We start from the raw sequence: 16084 nt of genomic DNA, 5'->3' as shown, positions 1-16084 counted from the left end.
CGGCCGGGTCAGCGGTGCGGAGCCAGCGCGGCGACGGTCATGGCACGCAGCACCGCGCGCGAGGATTCCTCCTGCTTGCGGGCACCGCCCGCGGTGACGCTGTGCGGCGTCGAGTTCAGCAGCCCGAACGCGGCGTGCGCCATGGTGCGGGCGTCGGTTTCGCTGCGTGACGGGTCGAGCCGGCGCAGGACGTCGACCCAGATCTCGACGTACTGGCGCTGCGAGCGGCGCACCTGCCGCTTGGCGGCGTCGGGGAGGTTGTTGAGGTCGCGGTCCTGGATCCGGATCAGGTCGGATTCGTTGAGCGCGAAGTCGAGGTGGAACTCGATGAGGCCGTCGAGCGCGTCGGCGGGGTCGTCGGTGCCGGCGACCACCGCGCGTCCCCCTTCGTGCAGGCGGGCGCTGACGCTCACCAGCAGCTCGACCAGGAGCGCTTCTTTGTTGGGGAAGTGGCGGTAGATCGCGGGCCCGCTGATTCCGGCCGCGGAGCCGATGTCCTCGAGGCGGACGGCGAGGAAGCCACGTTCGGCGATGAGCCGTTCGGCGGCGGCGACGAGTTGGCCGCGCCGGTCGGATTTGGCTCGGCTGCGCGGTGTTTCGGCGTCTGACGCTGATGCCGTCATGGACACCTCCAACCCGGTCTGGACAACTCAGTTAATGGAGACTAACATCGCGTTCGGTTATTCGCCATTAACTCAAGTGAAATGGAGCGACGATGTCGCCGAGCGTTTCCCAACGGGTATCGCATCGCGAGCAGCACCTGGCGCTGGTGGCCGATCTGAAGGACAGGCTGGCCGTCGCTGCCCTGGGCGGATCCGAGCGCTCCCGCGAACGCCACGTCGGTCGCGGCAAGCTGCTGCCGCGCGACCGGGTCAACGGGCTCCTCGACCCGGGCAGTCCGTTCCTGGAGATCGCACCGCTGGCCGCGGGTGGCATGTACGACGACGAATGCCCGGGCGCCGGCATGATCGCCGGCATCGGCCGGGTGTCGGGCCGCGAATGCATGATCGTCGCCAACGACGCGACGGTGAAAGGCGGCACGTACTACCCGATCACGGTCAAGAAGCACCTGCGGGCACAGGAGATCGCCAGCCAGAACCAGCTGCCGTGCGTGTATCTCGTCGACTCCGGCGGCGCGTTCCTGCCTCGCCAGGACGAGGTGTTCCCCGACCGCGAACACTTCGGCCGCATCTTCTTCAATCAGGCCAACATGTCGGCGCGGGGCATCCCGCAGATCGCCGCGGTCCTCGGCTCCTGCACCGCCGGTGGCGCGTACGTCCCCGCGATGAGCGACGAGGCCGTCATCGTCCGCAACCAGGGCACCATCTTCCTGGGCGGCCCGCCCCTGGTGAAAGCCGCTACCGGAGAAGTGGTTTCGGCCGAGGACCTCGGCGGTGGCGACCTGCACTCCAAGATCTCCGGCGTCACCGACCACCTGGCGCACGACGACCGCGACGCACTGCGCATCGTGCGCCGCATCGCCTCGACGTTCGGGCCGCGCGCGCAGGCGCCGTGGGACGTCGCCCCGACGGTGGACGCGGTGTGTGACCAGAGCGAGCTCTACGACGTCGTGCCGATCGACTCGAAGGTGCCGTATGACGTGCACGAGGTGATCACCCGCATCGTCGACGGCGGCGAATTCACCGAATTCAAGGCCGAATACGGCACCACGCTGGTGACCGGTTTCGCCCGCATCCACGGCCACCCTGTCGGCATCATCGCGAACAACGGTGTGCTGTTCGGCGAATCCGCCCAGAAGGGCGCACATTTCATCGAACTGTGCGACAAGCGGTCGGTACCGCTGCTGTTCCTGCAGAACATCTCCGGCTTCATGGTGGGCCGCAACTACGAGGCCGGCGGCATCGCCAAGCACGGCGCCAAGATGGTCACCGCGGTGGCGTGCGCGCGGGTGCCGAAGCTGACCGTCGTCATCGGTGGCTCCTACGGCGCCGGCAACTACTCGATGTGCGGCCGCGCGTACTCGCCGCGCTTCCTGTGGATGTGGCCCAACGCCCGCATCTCGGTGATGGGCGGCGAGCAGGCCGCCTCGGTGCTGGCCACCGTCCGCGGTGACCTGACTCCGGAGGAGGAAGAGGCCATCAAGGCGCCGATCCGCCAGCAATACGAGGACCAGGGCAACCCCTACTACTCGACGGCCCGGCTCTGGGACGACGGCGTCATCGACCCGGCGGACACCAGAACCGTGGTGGGACTGGCTCTTTCAGTTGTCGCGCAGGCTCCGCTCGAGCCTGTGTCCTACGGCGTGTTCAGGATGTGAGATGAAGACCTTCGATACTGTCCTGGTCGCCAATCGTGGCGAGATCGCAGTCCGCGTCATCCGGACGTTGCGGGCCATGGGGATTCGTTCGGTCGCGGTGTTCAGCGACGCCGACGCCGGTGCCCGGCACGTGCTCGAGGCCGACGTCGCGGTGAACATCGGCCCGGCCCCGGCCCGCCAGAGCTACCTGAGCATCCCGGCCATCGTGGACGCGGCCCGGCGCACCGGCGCCCAGGCCGTGCACCCGGGCTACGGATTCCTTTCGGAGAACGCCGAATTCGCCGCAGCCCTGCACGACGCGGGCATCGTCTTCATCGGGCCGCCGGCCAAGGCCATCGGCACCATGGGCGACAAGATCACCGCCAAGGCGGCGGTGTCGGCGTTCGGCGTGCCGGTGGTTCCCGGTATTTCGCGCCCCAACCTGACCGACGACGAGCTCATCACCGGCGCTCCCGAAGTGGGCTTCCCGGTCCTCGTGAAGCCGTCCGCCGGTGGTGGCGGCAAGGGTATGCGCGTGGTGCATTCGGCCGCCGAGCTGCCCGCCGCGCTGGCCTCGGCCCGCCGCGAGGCGGCGTCGGCGTTCGGTGACGACACCTTGTTCCTGGAACGATTCGTGTTGAACCCCAGGCATATCGAGGTCCAGGTCGTCGCGGACAGCCACGGCAACGTCGTGCATCTGGGCGAGCGTGAGTGCAGCCTGCAGCGCCGGCACCAGAAGGTCATCGAAGAGGCCCCCTCGCCGGTGCTGGACGAGGCGACGCGGGCACGGATCGGTGCGGCCGCCTGCGACACGGCGCGCAGCGTCGACTACCGCGGCGCGGGCACCGTCGAGTTCATCGTCTCCGCCGACCGGCCGGACGAGTTCTTCTTCATGGAGATGAACACCCGCCTGCAGGTGGAGCACCCCGTCACCGAGCTGGTCACGGGCATCGACCTGGTCGAGTTGCAGGTGCGGGTGGCGGCCGGCGAGGCGCTGCCGGTGGCCCAGGACGACATCACCATGACCGGCCACGCCATCGAGGCCCGTGTGTACGCCGAAGACCCGGCGCACGACTTCCTGCCCACGGGCGGCACCGTGCTGGCGCTGGCCGAACCCGCCGATGCCCGGGTCGATTCCGGTATCCGGGCCGGCTCGGTGATCGGCAGCGACTACGACCCGATGCTGTCGAAAATCATTGCGTACGGGCCGGATCGGGAGTCTGCGCGGCGTGGCCTGGACCGGGCGCTGGCAGACACCGCCGTGCTGGGTGTCGGGACCAACATCGACTTCCTGCGGTTCCTGCTGGCCGACGAGGACGTCATCGCCGGGCGTCTCGACACCGGTCTGCTGGACCGCCGCACCGGTGACTATGTCGCCGCCCAGGCCGGCGACGACGAGTTCATCGCCGCGGCCGCGTACCGCTGGCTGCACAGCTGGTTGGACGCCGGTGAGCTGTGGGCCACCCCGACCGGCTGGCGGGTGGGCGAGCATGCACCGACCACCATCCGGCTGCGGGCCGGCGACCGCACCGACCACGTGCACCTCACCGGAACGCCCGCCGGCGCCACGGCGCGCATCGAGGATGGCGAATCACGCAGCGTGGCAGCGTCGTTGGCCGGTGACCGGCTGATCGTCACGGTCGACGGGCTGCGCACCGAATATCTGACCGCCGTCGAGGACCACCGGTTGTGGCTGGCCGGCGCCGGCCGCACGACCGTCATCGAGGACGTGCGCGAGGCCCCGGTCCGCGCCGACGACGAACACAGCGGTGACGCCGAGATCGTCAGCCCGATGCCGGGATCTGTTGTGGCCGTGGGCGTCGAGGACGGCGCGACGGTGAGTAGTGGTGACGTCGTCGTCACCGTCGAGGCCATGAAGATGGAACACGCGTTGTCGTCGCCGGTCGACGGCACCGTGGAATTGCTTGTCGCCGTGGGCGATCAGGTCAAAGTGGGCCAGCCGCTGGCCCGGATTATCGCAGCAACCGAGGAGACCAAATGAGCGACTTCATTTCGACCGGCACCCTGCCGGACCACTACGCCGAGCTGGCCAAGACGGTTCGGGAATTCGCGCAGACGGTCGTCGCGCCGGTGGCCGCCCAGCACGACAAGGACCACACGTTCCCGTACAAGGTCATCGACGGCATGGCCGAGATGGGTCTGTTCGGCCTGCCGTTCCCCGAGGAGTACGGCGGCATGGGTGGCGACTACTTCGCGCTGTGCCTGGCCCTGGAAGAACTCGGCAAGGTGGACCAGAGCGTCGCCATCACGCTCGAGGCCGGTGTCGGCCTGGGCGCCATGCCGGTGTACCGCTTCGGCACCGAGGCGCAGAAGCAGGAATGGCTGCCGCAACTGGCCAGCGGAAAGGCCTTGGGCGCCTTCGGCTTGACCGAGGCCGGCGGTGGCAGCGATGCCGGCGCCACCAAGACCACCGCCAAGCTGGACGGCGACAGCTGGGTGATCGACGGCTCCAAGCAGTTCATCACCAACTCCGGGACCGACATCACCAAACTGGTGACCGTGACGGCCGTGACCGGCGAACTGCCCGGCGGGCACAAGGAGATTTCGGCGATCCTGGTTCCGGTGCCGACGCCGGGCTTCACCGCCGAACCCGCTTACGACAAGGTCGGCTGGAACGCCTCGGACACCCACCCGCTGAGCTTCGACGACGTCCGCGTGCCGGCCGAGAACCTGCTCGGTGACCGTGGCCGCGGCTACGCCAACTTCCTGCGCATCCTCGACGAGGGCCGCATCGCCATCGCCGCGCTGTCGGTCGGTGTCGCGCAGGGCTGCGTCGACGAGTGCGTGAAGTACTCGAAGGAACGGGAAGCGTTCGGCCGCAAGATCGGTGGCTACCAGGCCATCGCCTTCAAGATCGCCCGCATGGAAGCCCGCGCACACGTCGCCCGCACCGCGTACTACGACGCCGCCGCGCTGATGCTGGCGGGCAAGCCGTTCAAGAAGGCAGCCTGCATCGCCAAGATGATCGCCAGTGAGGCCGCGATGGACAACGCCCGCGACGCCACCCAGGTGTTCGGCGGCTACGGCTTCATGAACGAGTACCCGGTGGCCCGGCACTACCGCGATTCGAAGATCCTCGAAATCGGTGAGGGCACAACGGAAGTTCAGCTGATGCTGATCGCGCGTGAGGCCGGGCTGTGACCGAGAAGCGGATCATCGAGCAGCGCGGGCTCTGGTACGAGGAGTTCCAGCCGGGCGTCATCTACCAACACCGGCCCGGCCGCACCATCACCGAAGCTGACAACGTCCTGTTCACCACGCTGACCATGAACACGCAGGCGCTGCACCTGGACGCCGCGTTCTCCGACGCATTGCCGCCGTTCCATGCGCGGCTGGTGAATTCGATGTTCACGCTGTCCACGCTCGTCGGCCTTTCGGTGGCCCAGCTGACGCAGGGCACGATCGTCGGGAACCTCGGTTTCTCCGACATCGCCTTCCCCAGGCCGCTTTTCCACGGCGACACGCTTTACGCGGAGTCCGAGGTCATCGAGAAGCGCGAGTCCAAGAGCCGGCCGGGGGAGGGCATCGTTACCTTCGCCCACACCGGTCGCAACCAGCACGGCGACATCGTCGCCACGGCGACACGCAAGACCATGGTGCGTAAGCGTCCGGCGGACGCGGTCTGATGGCGCTCGAGTCTCCGGGACCCGGCTGGCTGTTCTGCCCGGCGGACCGGCCCGAGCGGTTCGAAAAGGCCGCCGCCGCAGCCGATGTGGTGATCCTCGACCTGGAGGACGGCTGCGCCGCGAAGGACCGGCCGGCCGCGCGTCAGGCACTGATCGACACCCCGCTGGACCCGGCGCACACGGTCGTGCGGCTGAACCCGTCGGACACCGCCGATCACCCGCTGGATCTGGCGGCGCTGGCCAAGACGCCGTACACGACGGTGATGCTCGCCAAAACCGAATCAGCCGAACAGGTTCGGGCCCTGGCGCCGCTGGACGTGGTGGTGCTGGTCGAGACCCCGCTCGGCGCGCTCGCCGTCACCGAGACCGCCCGGGTCGACAACACCTATGCCGTCATGTGGGGTGCCGAGGACCTGTTCGCCGTGCTCGGCGGCACCGCGAACCGCTGGCCCGACGGCAGCTACCGCGACGTCGCCAAGCATGTCCGGTCGCAGTCGTTGTTGGCGGCCAAGGCCTTTGGCAAGCTCGCGCTGGACTCGGTCTACCTGGACATCAAGAACCTCGATGGCCTGCGGGCCGAGGTCGACGATGCCGTGGCCGTCGGATTCGACGCCAAGGTGGCCATCCACCCGACGCAGGTCGCGGTCATCCGGGACGGCTACGCGCCGACCGAGAAGGAGATCGCCTGGGCGCGTGCGGTACTCGATGCCGCGACCCGCGAGCGCGGCGTGTTCCAGTACGACGGTCTCATGGTCGACATGCCGGTGCTGCGCCGCGCCGAGCGGATCGTCGCACTGGCGCCGTAGCGGGAGCTACAGGTCTTCGACGCTGAGGATGCCGTCTTGCACGGCGCGGGCGACGAGTTGGGCCTTGGTGGCTGCCGGCCGCCCCGCGGCGGCGTACTTGGCGCGGACGCGTTGCAGGTGGGTCCGGACGGTCGTCGGCGCGAGGTGCAGGCGCTTGGCGACGATGTCCTTGCTCTCGGTCTGAAACCACGCTTTGAGCACTTCGCGTTCGCGCCGCGTGAGGCCAGGCCGGCCGGAGTCGGTGTCCGAGCAGATGGCCGCGGCCATCCGCGGACCGACGTACGGCTCGTGGGTGCTGGCCGCGCGGATGGCCTCGATGAGGTGGCCCTGCCCTTCGCTCTTGGCGCGATAGGTGACCACGCCGATGGCAAGGCACCGCAGGATCACCTCGGCGTTCTCCAGGTGCGAGTAGACGATCACCGCGTGTCCCGCGTCCACGATGGCGGCGACGGCGTCGAAATCGGGCTGGCGGCTGCGCAATTCGAGGTCCAGGATGACCGCCGCCAACTGGCCGTCGGCCTTGGGGTAGACGTCCAGGAACGACTCGGCGTCGAGGTGGTCGGACGCGACGCGGATGGGTGGGTCGGCCTGGGCACACCACGCCGAGACGCCGGTGTGGATGACGTCGTGGTCATCGACAACGGCGATGGCCAGGGGCTCAGGTGGATTGGCCGGCGCGGACATGTTCGGTGGGTCTTCCTGGGAGTGGGTGGCGCACGGTGATCCACACCGTGTCATCGAGGGTGGTCAGGTCGAATTCATCTTCGTCGCCGACACTGGATTTCGTCGGCAATTCGGCGTGGCGCGCGCGGTGACACATGACGCTGAGTTCGACGGCAGCCGTTTCGGCGGTCACGGTGATGCGGGCCGGTGCGGCGGCGGCGTGCAGAACCTGGTCGACGAGCCGGGCCAGCCGCCGCGCGGTGGGCACATCCATGGCCGGCAGCGTGCCCTGGACGTCGACGGAAACGGCGATGCCGCGATTCTGGGCCGCGTCGACGCGGGGGCGCAGCTCGCGCAGCAGTACGTGCTCGAAGCTGGATGACTGGTCGAAAAGGGTACGCAGCCGCTGATATTCGAGTTGCGCGCGACTCCGGGTCTCGGCGTCGACCGGTGCACCGTCGGCGAGGCCGGACAGCAGGGGCTGAATGGTGGCGGCGAGGTCCGCGTAGCGGCGGTCGTATTCCTCCTGTACTGCGTCGGCGATGTGCGCCGCGGCGATCAGGCGCATGTGGCTCTCGGTCTCGGCAGACGCAGCGGCCGCGGACCGCCGGATCATGTCGGCCACAACCAGAGCGCAGAGTTGGGCGACGAGGACGCTCGCCGTGTCGTATCCGAGGTCGACGATGGTGTGGACCGACGGATCCCGAATGATCGCGTAGACGCCGGGCACCACCCAGCACCACACCAGGACGCCCACCGCATACCTCAGCCGCACGCTGAGCAGCAGCGGCAGCACGCACCAGCCGATCGCACCTTGGGCCCACTGCAACTGCGGGTCGAGGTCATAGATCGGCATCGAGAGCGACTGCACCAGAGCAACGATCACCAGGGCTGCGATGCCGAACCGGGCCCGCGGATTGGTCCGGCCCATCACCCGGGGGATCGCCGCCAGTGTCGCGACCGTGATGACGACGATGAGGGACCGTTGCAGCTGGGGATACGCCGCGAAGCTCACGGACGCGGGGGCGGTCACCAGCAGGTTCACCAGCCCGTAGGCGACCAACCCCAGCCCATATCCCATATGGGCGCGCTCGATGAGCCGCTCTGGGTCGGGTGCCGGCGTGGCGCTGGCCGATGCTGCAGTGGGCCAACACAATTCGACCGTGGTGCCCTGCCCGGGCAGCGTGCTGATCTCGGCGACGCCGCCGAGCTGTTGCATACGGGCGACGATGGAGTCGGCGATGCCGTGTCCCCGCGTCGGCCGGGTGAGATCGAATCCACACCCGTCGTCGGTGATCTGGATCCGTCCGGGATGCACGGTGATGGTGACGGCGGTGGCGCCGGAATGCCGGTCGACATTGGTGAGGGCTTCGCGCGCGGCGGCTGCGATGGTCGCCGCTGTCGCACCGTCCACCCACATCGCGGTGACACCGGCATAGCTCACGGGCGTCGTGGTGTGGGTGGCGTGATCACGCAGGGCGGCAACGAGATCGGCCGGGGGTACGGGAGCCTGGGTGGTCTCGGTGAAGACGCGAAGATCGCGGCGCGCCTGGGCGGCGACGCGCGCAGGCGACAAGGCGGTGCCGGTGCCCACCATCAGCAGGGTGGAGGCGACGGTGTCGTGGAGCAGCCGCATCTGCTCGCGGTCGTAATCGCGCACGGCGGCATTGACTTTCTGGCGGAGCTCGACGGCGAGGCGCTCGGCGCGGGCCACATCGACTTTTTCGGCGACGCGCACCGTCAGGACGCGGATCAGTGTCGCCGCCACCCACAGCAGTGCGAAGTAGTAGACGTTGACCCATTGACCGGGGTCGTGCACCCCATCGACCGATGCCGCGCCCGCCGCGAGCGCCGCCACGACACCGGCGGTCATCGCGATGTTGAGCAGGGGTTCGAACACCGTGAAGCTCGCGATGGCCGTACCGGCAATGGTGATCGGCGCGCAGGTCGACGGGCACACCTGATCGTCGGCTGCCGCGACGGGCAGGACCAGGCACGCGGCCAGCGTGACGGCGTAGTCGATCGCGATGATGCGCGGCGTCGCGGAGCGGGTCAGCAGCCGGTACAGCGACCAGGCGCCGGCCAGCCCGGCGAAGACGACGCCGGCCACGCTGATCCGGGGCGCCGAGACCAGCACGACGGCGTACACCACCAGCGCCCCGCCGTGCCGCAGGAACACACTGACGTGCATCGTGTGCTCGAGGAAGTTGCGGCGTGCGGCGCCTGTACCGGTGTCAAACATGATGTGGCTGACGTACGGGTGCGGTCAGGGGCCTGGTACGGCTGAGGCCCGGGCGACGTAGGGGCCGGCGCGGTTCGGACGTCTCATCGTTTCTCGCTTCTGGCGCTGCCACGTTGATGATGCGACGGTTTTAGCACGCGGCAACGACAGACTTCGGGCCGATGAGCGTGTCACCAGCACAAATAACAATGAATTCATACGTTCGGGCTACAAGTCGGCCGTATTGCCGCCGACCGGCGCCGGCCGGTCCGACACGTCGCCAGTCTGTTACCTGCGATAACCGCGGCCAGATGGCCTCCGGGCGCATAATGGCGGTGATGCCCCAGCACTGCGGCGAGCAGAGCGGATCATCCGACTGATGCCACACCCCGGCATCGGCCGGCGACCCTCACCACCTGAGGGTTGCCCTGGTCGCCACCGCGCTGAGCTTCTCGCGGACTGACGGCCGAACATGCCGTCACCGGAAGGAGGCGGTATGGCTGACGTGTCGGTCCCTGGCCTGGACAACCGGGTGGACCTTGAGCCCGTGCAACTCATCGCGCCCGACGGCGCGCCCACCTCCGACGAGCGATATCGCCGCGACCTGCCGCCCGAAACACTGGGCTGGCTGTACGAGGAGATGGTCCTCACCCGCGACCTCGACGTCGAATTCGTCAATCTGCAGAGGCAGGGTGAACTTGCGTTGTTCGCCTCGTGCCGCGGTCAGGAAGCCGCACAGGTGGGCGCGGCAGCATGTCTGCGCAAGACCGACTGGCTGTTCCCGCAGTACCGGGAGCTCGGCGCCCTGCTGGTCCGCGGCATCACGCCGGCCCAGATCAGCGCGGTGTGGCGGGGCCGCTGGCACGGCGGTCTGGGCTTCACCGAGAAACATTGTGCGCCAATCTCGATCGACATCGGGTCGCACGGTCTGCACGCCGTCGGCGCCGCGATGGCCGCACAACGGCTCGGCGAAGACTCGGTGACCGTGGCGTTCGTCGGCGACGGCGGCACCTCCGAAGGCGACATGCACGAAGCGCTCAACTTCGCGGCCGTCACGTCCGCGCCGTGTGTGTTCTTCGTGCAGAACAATCAGTGGGCCATCTCCGTGCCGGTGCGTCATCAGCAGGCGGGACCGTCGATCGCGCATCGCGCCATCGGCTACGGCATGCCCGGCGTCCGAGTCGACGGCAACGATGTGCTGGCCTGCTACGCGGTGATGTCCGAGGCGGCGCAACGCGCCCGCGGTGGCGACGGGCCGACGTTGATCGAGGCCGTCACCTATCGGATGGGTCCACACACCACGTCCGATGACCCGACCCGCTACCGCGACCCCGACGAGCTGAAGTACTGGGAGGCACGCGATCCCATCGCGCGCTACCGGGCGTACCTGGAGCAGGTCGGAGTGTGGACGCCCCGCTTGCAGGAGCACGTCGAGAACCGCTCCCGCCGGCTCCGCGCCGACCTGCGCGAGGCGGTTCTGACCGCGCCGGACTTCGACGTCGCGGACATGTTCGACAACGTCTACGCCGACATCACACCCGAGCTGGCCCGGCAGCGCGACGCGTTGCTGGCCGAATTGGATTGGGAGGGTTGACATGACGCAGCTCATCGAGCGACCGTCGTGGTCCGGTGACGCGGAGCCCGACGAGCCGAGACGGCCCGCGGGGGAAATCGCCACGGTGACCACAGTGTCGATGGTGCAGGCCATCAACCGCGCGTTACGCGACGCCATGACCGCCGATGACCGGGTGCTGGTGTTCGGCGAGGACGTCGCGAAACTCGGCGGGGTTTTCCGCGTCACCGATGGTCTGCACGAAACCTTCGGGGAAGCCCGCTGTTTCGACACGCCGCTGGCGGAGTCGGCGATCGTCGGCATCGCCATCGGCATGGCGATCCGTGGCATGGTGCCGGTACCCGAGATCCAGTTCGACGGATTCGCGGCCCCGGCGTTCGACCAGATCGTCAGCCACCTCGCGAAGTACCGGATGCGTACCCATGGCGATGTCGACATGCCGGTGACCATCCGCATCCCGTCGTTCGGCGGTATCGGTGCGGTGGAACACCATTCGGAGTCGACCGAGTCGTACTGGCTGCACACCGCCGGGTTGAAGGTCGTCATCCCGTCCACGCCCTCGGACGCGTACTGGCTGCTGCGCGAGGCCATCTCGTCCCGTGACCCGGTGATCTTCCTGGAGCCCAAACGCCGTTACTGGACGAAAGGTGAACTCGACACCAGCGTGCCCGCGCCACCCATCGGGCAGGCTGCGGTACGGCGCACGGGCCGCGACGTCACCGTCATCACCTACGGCTCGCTCGTCGACACCGCCTTGGCGGCAGCCGATCTGGCGGACGACCATGATCTGGAGGTCATCGACCTGCGGTCGCTGAACCCGCTCGACTTCGACACCATCGCGGCCTCGATCCGGAAGACCGGACGCGCGGTGGTCATGCACGAGGGGCCGCGCACCCTGGGGTTCGGCGCCGAACTGGCCGCCAGGATCTCCGAAGAACTCTTCTATGACCTGGAGGCACCCGTGTTGCGCGCCACCGGATTTGACACGCCCTATCCGCCGGCCCGGCTGGAGAAACTGTGGCTGCCCGGTGTCGACCGGCTGCTGGATTGCGTGCACAAGGCGATGAGTCAGCCATGACCGCAACACACGATTTCCTGGTCCCCGACCTGGGTGAAGGGCTGGAAGACGCGACCATCACGTCCTGGGCGGTGGCGGTGGGGGACACCGTCGAACTCAATCAGGTGTTGTGCACCGTCGAGACCAACAAGGCGGCCGTGGAGATACCCAGTCCGTATGCCGGTGTGGTGACCGAACTCGGTGGGGCAGAGGGGCAGACGCTCGCGGTGGGCGCCGTGCTGGTCCGCATCGCCACCGACGCGTCGGCGGCGGCTGCATCCGAGCCGACCGTCGACGAGCCGGCGACCGATGACCCGAAAGAGCAGGCGCCGCAACGCAAACCCGTGCTGGTCGGGTACGGCGCGGATGCTGATCTCGACACCACCCGCCGCCGGCCCCGGGCCAAACCGCGGGTGCGCAAGCTGGCGGCAGACCTGCACGTTGACCTGACCGGAGTGGCGCCGTCGGGCCCGAACGGCATCGTCACGCGCCAGGACGTGCTGGCCTCGGCGCACCAGACCGCCGACGCCGACCTGATTCCCGTCGGCGGCGTGCAGGCCGAGATGGCGCGCCGGATGGCGGTGTCACGCAAGGAGATACCGGATGCACATGCATCGGTTCAGGTGGACTGCGCCGAGTTGCTCCGGGTTCGCGACACCCTCGCCGGTGCCGATGCCACCGTCACACCGTTCGTGCTGACGCTGCGGCTGCTGACCATCGCGTTGCGGCACCACCGTGAGTTCAACGCCACCTGGGTGCCGGCCGAACACGGCGCGAGCGTTCATCTCCACGAATCGGTGCACCTGGGCATCGGCGTCGCGACATCACGTGGACTGCTGGTGCCGGTGGTCCGGGACGCCGAACGCCTCTCGACGCGGGAACTGGCCTGGGCAGTGGACGGGCTGATCCGCTCCGCGCGCGACGGCACGCTGAAACCCGTTGAACTGCATGGCTCGACGTTCACCGTGTCGAACTTCGGGGCGCTGGGCCTGGACGAGGGCGTACCCGTCATCAACTATCCGGAGGCGGCGATCCTCGGGATGGGCACGCTCAAACCCCGTGCTGTCGTGCGTGACGGTGCGGTGGTGGCGCGGCCGACCATGACGCTCACCTGTGCCTTCGACCACCGGATCGCCGACGGCGCGGGGGCGGCCGCGTTCCTCGGTGAACTGCGGGCCCTCATCGAGGCGCCCGAACTGGCGCTCCTCGACGCCTGATCACCGCTGCTTGGCAGCAGCCAAGCGAGCGGCGAATTCCGGTGACTCGATCGACGCCGCCTGCGGGACGATCTCGATGTCGACGGCCTTCGCGTGCTGCTCGTGGTCCAGCACGCCGGGGTGGTCCGTCGCGCGCATCGACGCCTTGGTCGCCAACACCACCTCGCGGGGCGCCGAGGCCGGACCGGCGGCCAGGGCCAATGCCGCGGCGACGGGGTCGTCGGCGACCTCAAGCGCCAGGCCGTGCCGCACGGCGGCGTCGGCGTCGAACTTCATGCCGAACAGCAGCGCCGCCCGCGCGGCCTGGGGGCCGATGGCCCGCTGCAGCATCCAGGTCGCGCCGCCGCCCGGGTGAATCCCGAGTTTCTGGAACCGTGGGTCGAAGACCGCCCCGGGTCCGGCGATCCGGACGTCGGCGGCGAGAGCGAGGTTGAGCCCGGCTCCGACGGCCGGGCCGTTCACCGCGGCGATCGTCGGCAGCGTGCAGTCGGCCACCGCGAGGAAGCCGTCGTAGATGACCCGCAGGCCGTTGACAGTGGCGGCGCCCAACGCGGTGAGGTCGGCGCCCGCGCAGAACGCCTTGCCGGCGCCCGTCACCACCACGGCGTGCACACCGTGATCGGCCTCGGCGGCGGTGATGGCGGCGCGCAGGCCGGCGGACATCTCCGCGGTCACCGCGTTGCGGCGGTCGGGATCGTTGACCGTGATGAGTGCGACGCGGTCGATGACCTGCGTCAGTACGAGATCGGACACAACCTCAGCCTATGGCCTGTGTTTCGACTCACGTGAGTCAAAACCTTTACATGCGCGACCATCTGCGACATAACTGTGCGATTGCTGTGCAGTTGGTGACGAGAGGTACCCGAAGTTCATGTTGAAGCGTTTTGCCGTGATTGCCGGTGTGGGCATGCTGCTCCCGTTGGGGGTGGCGACCTCTGCCTACGCTGACCCCGCGCCGGTCGGCGATGCGGGTCCGCCGGTGGATACCGGTGTGGTGGTCTCCGACGAACCTGCCACCGTCACCTCGCCGGACGGCTGGACGTTGACCGTGGCGGCGAAGGATGAGACCGAGTTGCCCATCGCGCCGCTGACCACCGCGGTCAGCTCGCGCGAGTACCTGGTCGGCGGCACCTTCACGGGCACGGTGACGGGCAAGGGCAAAGGCACCCTGACCGGCGGCACACTGGAGGCCGGTTACCAGATCGGCTGCGGTATCGAACTGGGTCAGATCCGACTGGTCGGGTCGGTGGGTGCACAGACCGCCAACGCGAACCTCTTCACCGGCGCGATTCCCACCGGCGTCACCTTCCCGCTCGTCGGCAGCATCGAGGTCCACCCGAAGCCGGGCACGGTGACCCAGGTGCCGGTGGACAAGAAGTCGTTCAAGGCCGCGCCGGCGCGCATCACCCTCAAGGACGTCCACATCAAGGTCGACGGCTGCCTCGGACAGTCGTTCCTGCGTTCCTACGCGACGCTGACCAGCTCTACTGCCGACACCGACGACATCGTCGCGTACTACGGCGTCACGAAGACGGTCTGATCGCACCTCGCGCCGTTTCGGCGCGCGGAGCACCCCCGACCGGGCACAATGCCCGGGGTCCGTAGGAGGGGGAGCATGAGCGACGACGCCGAATCGCCGGCAATGCGGCAGCGCGTCGAGGACCGCTACCGGCGGTTGGCCGAGATGCGCCAGCTGCGGCCCATCGTCGCCGTCGTCAACCGCTTCAACGAGATCGATGGCGGCACGCTGGGGACCGTGGTGTCGGTCCAGCTGTTCACCACGGTCATCCCGCTGGCGATCATCGGGTTCAGCTATCTCACCGGGTTCGCCGACAGCGCCAGCCCCGGCGTCGTGGTGAGCCGGCAGCTCGGTCTGGCGTCTCCGCTGACCGACCATGTCCGAGCCGCCTTCGGCCGTGCGTCCGGTCTGCGGTCCAACTGGACGTTCTTCGGCGTCGCCAGCTTCCTGGTGTGGGGCATCCCGATGTCGATGACCATCGCCGGCATCTTTGCCAAGGCCTGGCGCCGCGAACCGTTCGGCTGGGGCGGCAAGTTGTGGCGCGGCGTGACGTGGTTCGTCCTGTATCTGACGATGATCGGGGTCCGCGAACGGATCGCGTTCGGTGCCGAGCACCACGGGTGGAGCCAGGTTCTGCTCTTCGCGGTGTCGCTGATCCCGGTCTGGATCTTCTGGACGATCACCCCCGCGCTCCTGGTACGCGACGGCGGCCGGGCGTGGCGCGCGCTGCTGTTCGCGGGTTTGGCGGGTGTGGTCATCGAAGGCACCATCCTGCCGCTGGCCGCCCGGATGATCTTCCCGCCGCTGCTGCGCGGGTGGGACGACTTCGGGCCGATCGGGGTGGCGATGGCACTGCTCACCTGGTGCGGGATCAGCGGCGCGGGCTGGGTCATCACGGCGTGTGTGGGCGCGGTGCTGTGGGAGCGGACGGCGCCGTCGCGCACGGTCATCGAGGCCGAAACCGATGAGCGCCCCCGACAGGATTCGAACCTGCAACCTACGGAGTAGAAATCCGCTGCGCTATCCGTTGCGCCACGGGGGCAATGCGGACGAAGTCTATCCCGACGCCTCCGCGCAGTGGCCATGGCAACAGCGGTATTGCCCGCACCGTTCCCGGCGGCGGA

General features: G+C 68.6%; 15 protein-coding genes and 1 tRNA gene. 9 read left to right on the top strand and 7 right to left on the bottom strand.

The features are described 5' to 3' along the window. Window positions 1-8: 8 nt before the first annotated feature. Window positions 9-623 (bottom strand): SACE_7040 family transcriptional regulator, encoded by a 615-nt coding sequence (locus tag G6N46_RS10580; protein ID WP_073696763.1) that lies wholly within the window; start codon window positions 621-623, stop codon window positions 9-11. Window positions 624-715: 92 nt separating this feature from the next. On the opposite strand from G6N46_RS10580, the gene G6N46_RS10575 reads away from it, so the two are divergent. The 5 genes from G6N46_RS10575 to G6N46_RS10555 are packed head-to-tail and all read left to right on the top strand — an operon-like array spanning window position 716 to window position 6710. Next, a complete protein-coding gene (locus G6N46_RS10575) occupies window positions 716-2278 on the top strand; it encodes a carboxyl transferase domain-containing protein (protein ID WP_133427312.1) in 1563 nt (520 codons plus the stop codon). Window position 2279: 1 nt separating this feature from the next. Beyond that, entirely contained in the window at window positions 2280-4259 is a 1980-nt protein-coding gene (locus G6N46_RS10570) for an acetyl/propionyl/methylcrotonyl-CoA carboxylase subunit alpha (protein WP_138248353.1), read from the top strand. Then, window positions 4256-5419 (top strand): acyl-CoA dehydrogenase family protein, encoded by a 1164-nt coding sequence (locus G6N46_RS10565; RefSeq protein WP_138248354.1) that lies wholly within the window; start codon window positions 4256-4258, stop codon window positions 5417-5419. Before G6N46_RS10570 ends, G6N46_RS10565 begins: the two co-directional genes overlap by 4 nt. After that, window positions 5416-5904: a MaoC family dehydratase gene (locus tag G6N46_RS10560; RefSeq protein WP_061006775.1), complete on the top strand. Its 489-nt coding sequence runs from the start codon at window positions 5416-5418 to the stop codon at window positions 5902-5904. The genes G6N46_RS10565 and G6N46_RS10560 overlap by 4 nt, the downstream gene beginning before the upstream one ends. Then, entirely contained in the window at window positions 5904-6710 is an 807-nt protein-coding gene (locus tag G6N46_RS10555) for an HpcH/HpaI aldolase/citrate lyase family protein (protein ID WP_138248355.1), read from the top strand. Before G6N46_RS10560 ends, G6N46_RS10555 begins: the two co-directional genes overlap by 1 nt. 6 nt (window positions 6711-6716) lie before the next feature. On the opposite strand, the gene G6N46_RS10550 is transcribed toward G6N46_RS10555, so the two are convergent. Together G6N46_RS10550 and G6N46_RS10545 are read right to left on the bottom strand one after the other, a co-directional pair. Next, window positions 6717-7394 (bottom strand): LuxR C-terminal-related transcriptional regulator, encoded by a 678-nt coding sequence (locus tag G6N46_RS10550; RefSeq protein WP_138248356.1) that lies wholly within the window; start codon window positions 7392-7394, stop codon window positions 6717-6719. Beyond that, window positions 7369-9615 (bottom strand): sensor histidine kinase, encoded by a 2247-nt coding sequence (locus G6N46_RS10545; protein WP_073696757.1) that lies wholly within the window; start codon window positions 9613-9615, stop codon window positions 7369-7371. The genes G6N46_RS10550 and G6N46_RS10545 overlap by 26 nt, the downstream gene beginning before the upstream one ends. Window positions 9616-10090: 475 nt before the next feature. On the opposite strand from G6N46_RS10545, the gene pdhA reads away from it, so the two are divergent. The 3 genes from pdhA to G6N46_RS10530 are packed head-to-tail and all read left to right on the top strand — an operon-like array spanning window position 10091 to window position 13441. After that, entirely contained in the window at window positions 10091-11188 is a 1098-nt protein-coding gene (gene pdhA / locus G6N46_RS10540) for a pyruvate dehydrogenase (acetyl-transferring) E1 component subunit alpha (RefSeq protein WP_061006780.1), read from the top strand. A 1-nt stretch (window position 11189) separates the two neighbouring features. Further along, window positions 11190-12245, top strand: a complete 1056-nt coding sequence (locus tag G6N46_RS10535) for an alpha-ketoacid dehydrogenase subunit beta (protein ID WP_073696756.1) — start codon at window positions 11190-11192, stop codon at window positions 12243-12245. Continuing rightward, window positions 12242-13441 (top strand): dihydrolipoamide acetyltransferase family protein, encoded by a 1200-nt coding sequence (locus G6N46_RS10530; RefSeq protein WP_073696755.1) that lies wholly within the window; start codon window positions 12242-12244, stop codon window positions 13439-13441. The genes G6N46_RS10535 and G6N46_RS10530 overlap by 4 nt, the downstream gene beginning before the upstream one ends. Here G6N46_RS10530 and G6N46_RS10525 read toward each other — a convergent pair whose 3' ends face one another. Then, window positions 13442-14194, bottom strand: coding sequence for an enoyl-CoA hydratase (locus tag G6N46_RS10525; protein ID WP_064860142.1), 753 nt, complete (start codon window positions 14192-14194; stop codon window positions 13442-13444). A gap of 118 nt (window positions 14195-14312) precedes the next feature. Here G6N46_RS10525 and G6N46_RS10520 point away from each other — a divergent pair, with 118 nt between their 5' ends. After that, window positions 14313-14981 carry an MspA family porin gene (locus tag G6N46_RS10520; RefSeq protein ID WP_138248357.1) on the top strand — a complete coding sequence of 223 codons (669 nt, stop codon included), beginning with the start codon at window positions 14313-14315 and terminating at the stop codon, window positions 14979-14981. Window positions 14982-15106: 125 nt separating this feature from the next. Here the strand turns inward: G6N46_RS10520 and G6N46_RS10515 are convergent, their stop codons facing one another. The 3 genes from G6N46_RS10515 to G6N46_RS10505 all read right to left on the bottom strand — a co-directional run bounded on the left by G6N46_RS10515 (window position 15107) and on the right by G6N46_RS10505 (window position 16002). Beyond that, the gene (locus G6N46_RS10515; RefSeq protein ID WP_163692713.1) at window positions 15107-15244 is read right to left on the bottom strand and encodes a hypothetical protein; all 138 of its coding nucleotides are present in this window, start codon (window positions 15242-15244) and stop codon (window positions 15107-15109) included. A 9-nt stretch (window positions 15245-15253) separates the two neighbouring features. Beyond that, window positions 15254-15910 (bottom strand): hypothetical protein, encoded by a 657-nt coding sequence (locus tag G6N46_RS10510; RefSeq protein WP_163692711.1) that lies wholly within the window; start codon window positions 15908-15910, stop codon window positions 15254-15256. A gap of 19 nt (window positions 15911-15929) precedes the next feature. Further along, window positions 15930-16002 (bottom strand) — tRNA-Arg (locus tag G6N46_RS10505). Window positions 16003-16084 lie beyond the last annotated feature (82 nt).

It is taken from the genome of Mycolicibacterium phocaicum (genome assembly GCF_010731115.1).
GTDB classification, from domain to species: domain Bacteria; phylum Actinomycetota; class Actinomycetes; order Mycobacteriales; family Mycobacteriaceae; genus Mycobacterium; species Mycobacterium phocaicum.
The sequence above is the reverse complement of the archived record's forward strand: the minus strand, read 5'-3'. Positions and strand labels throughout refer to the sequence as shown.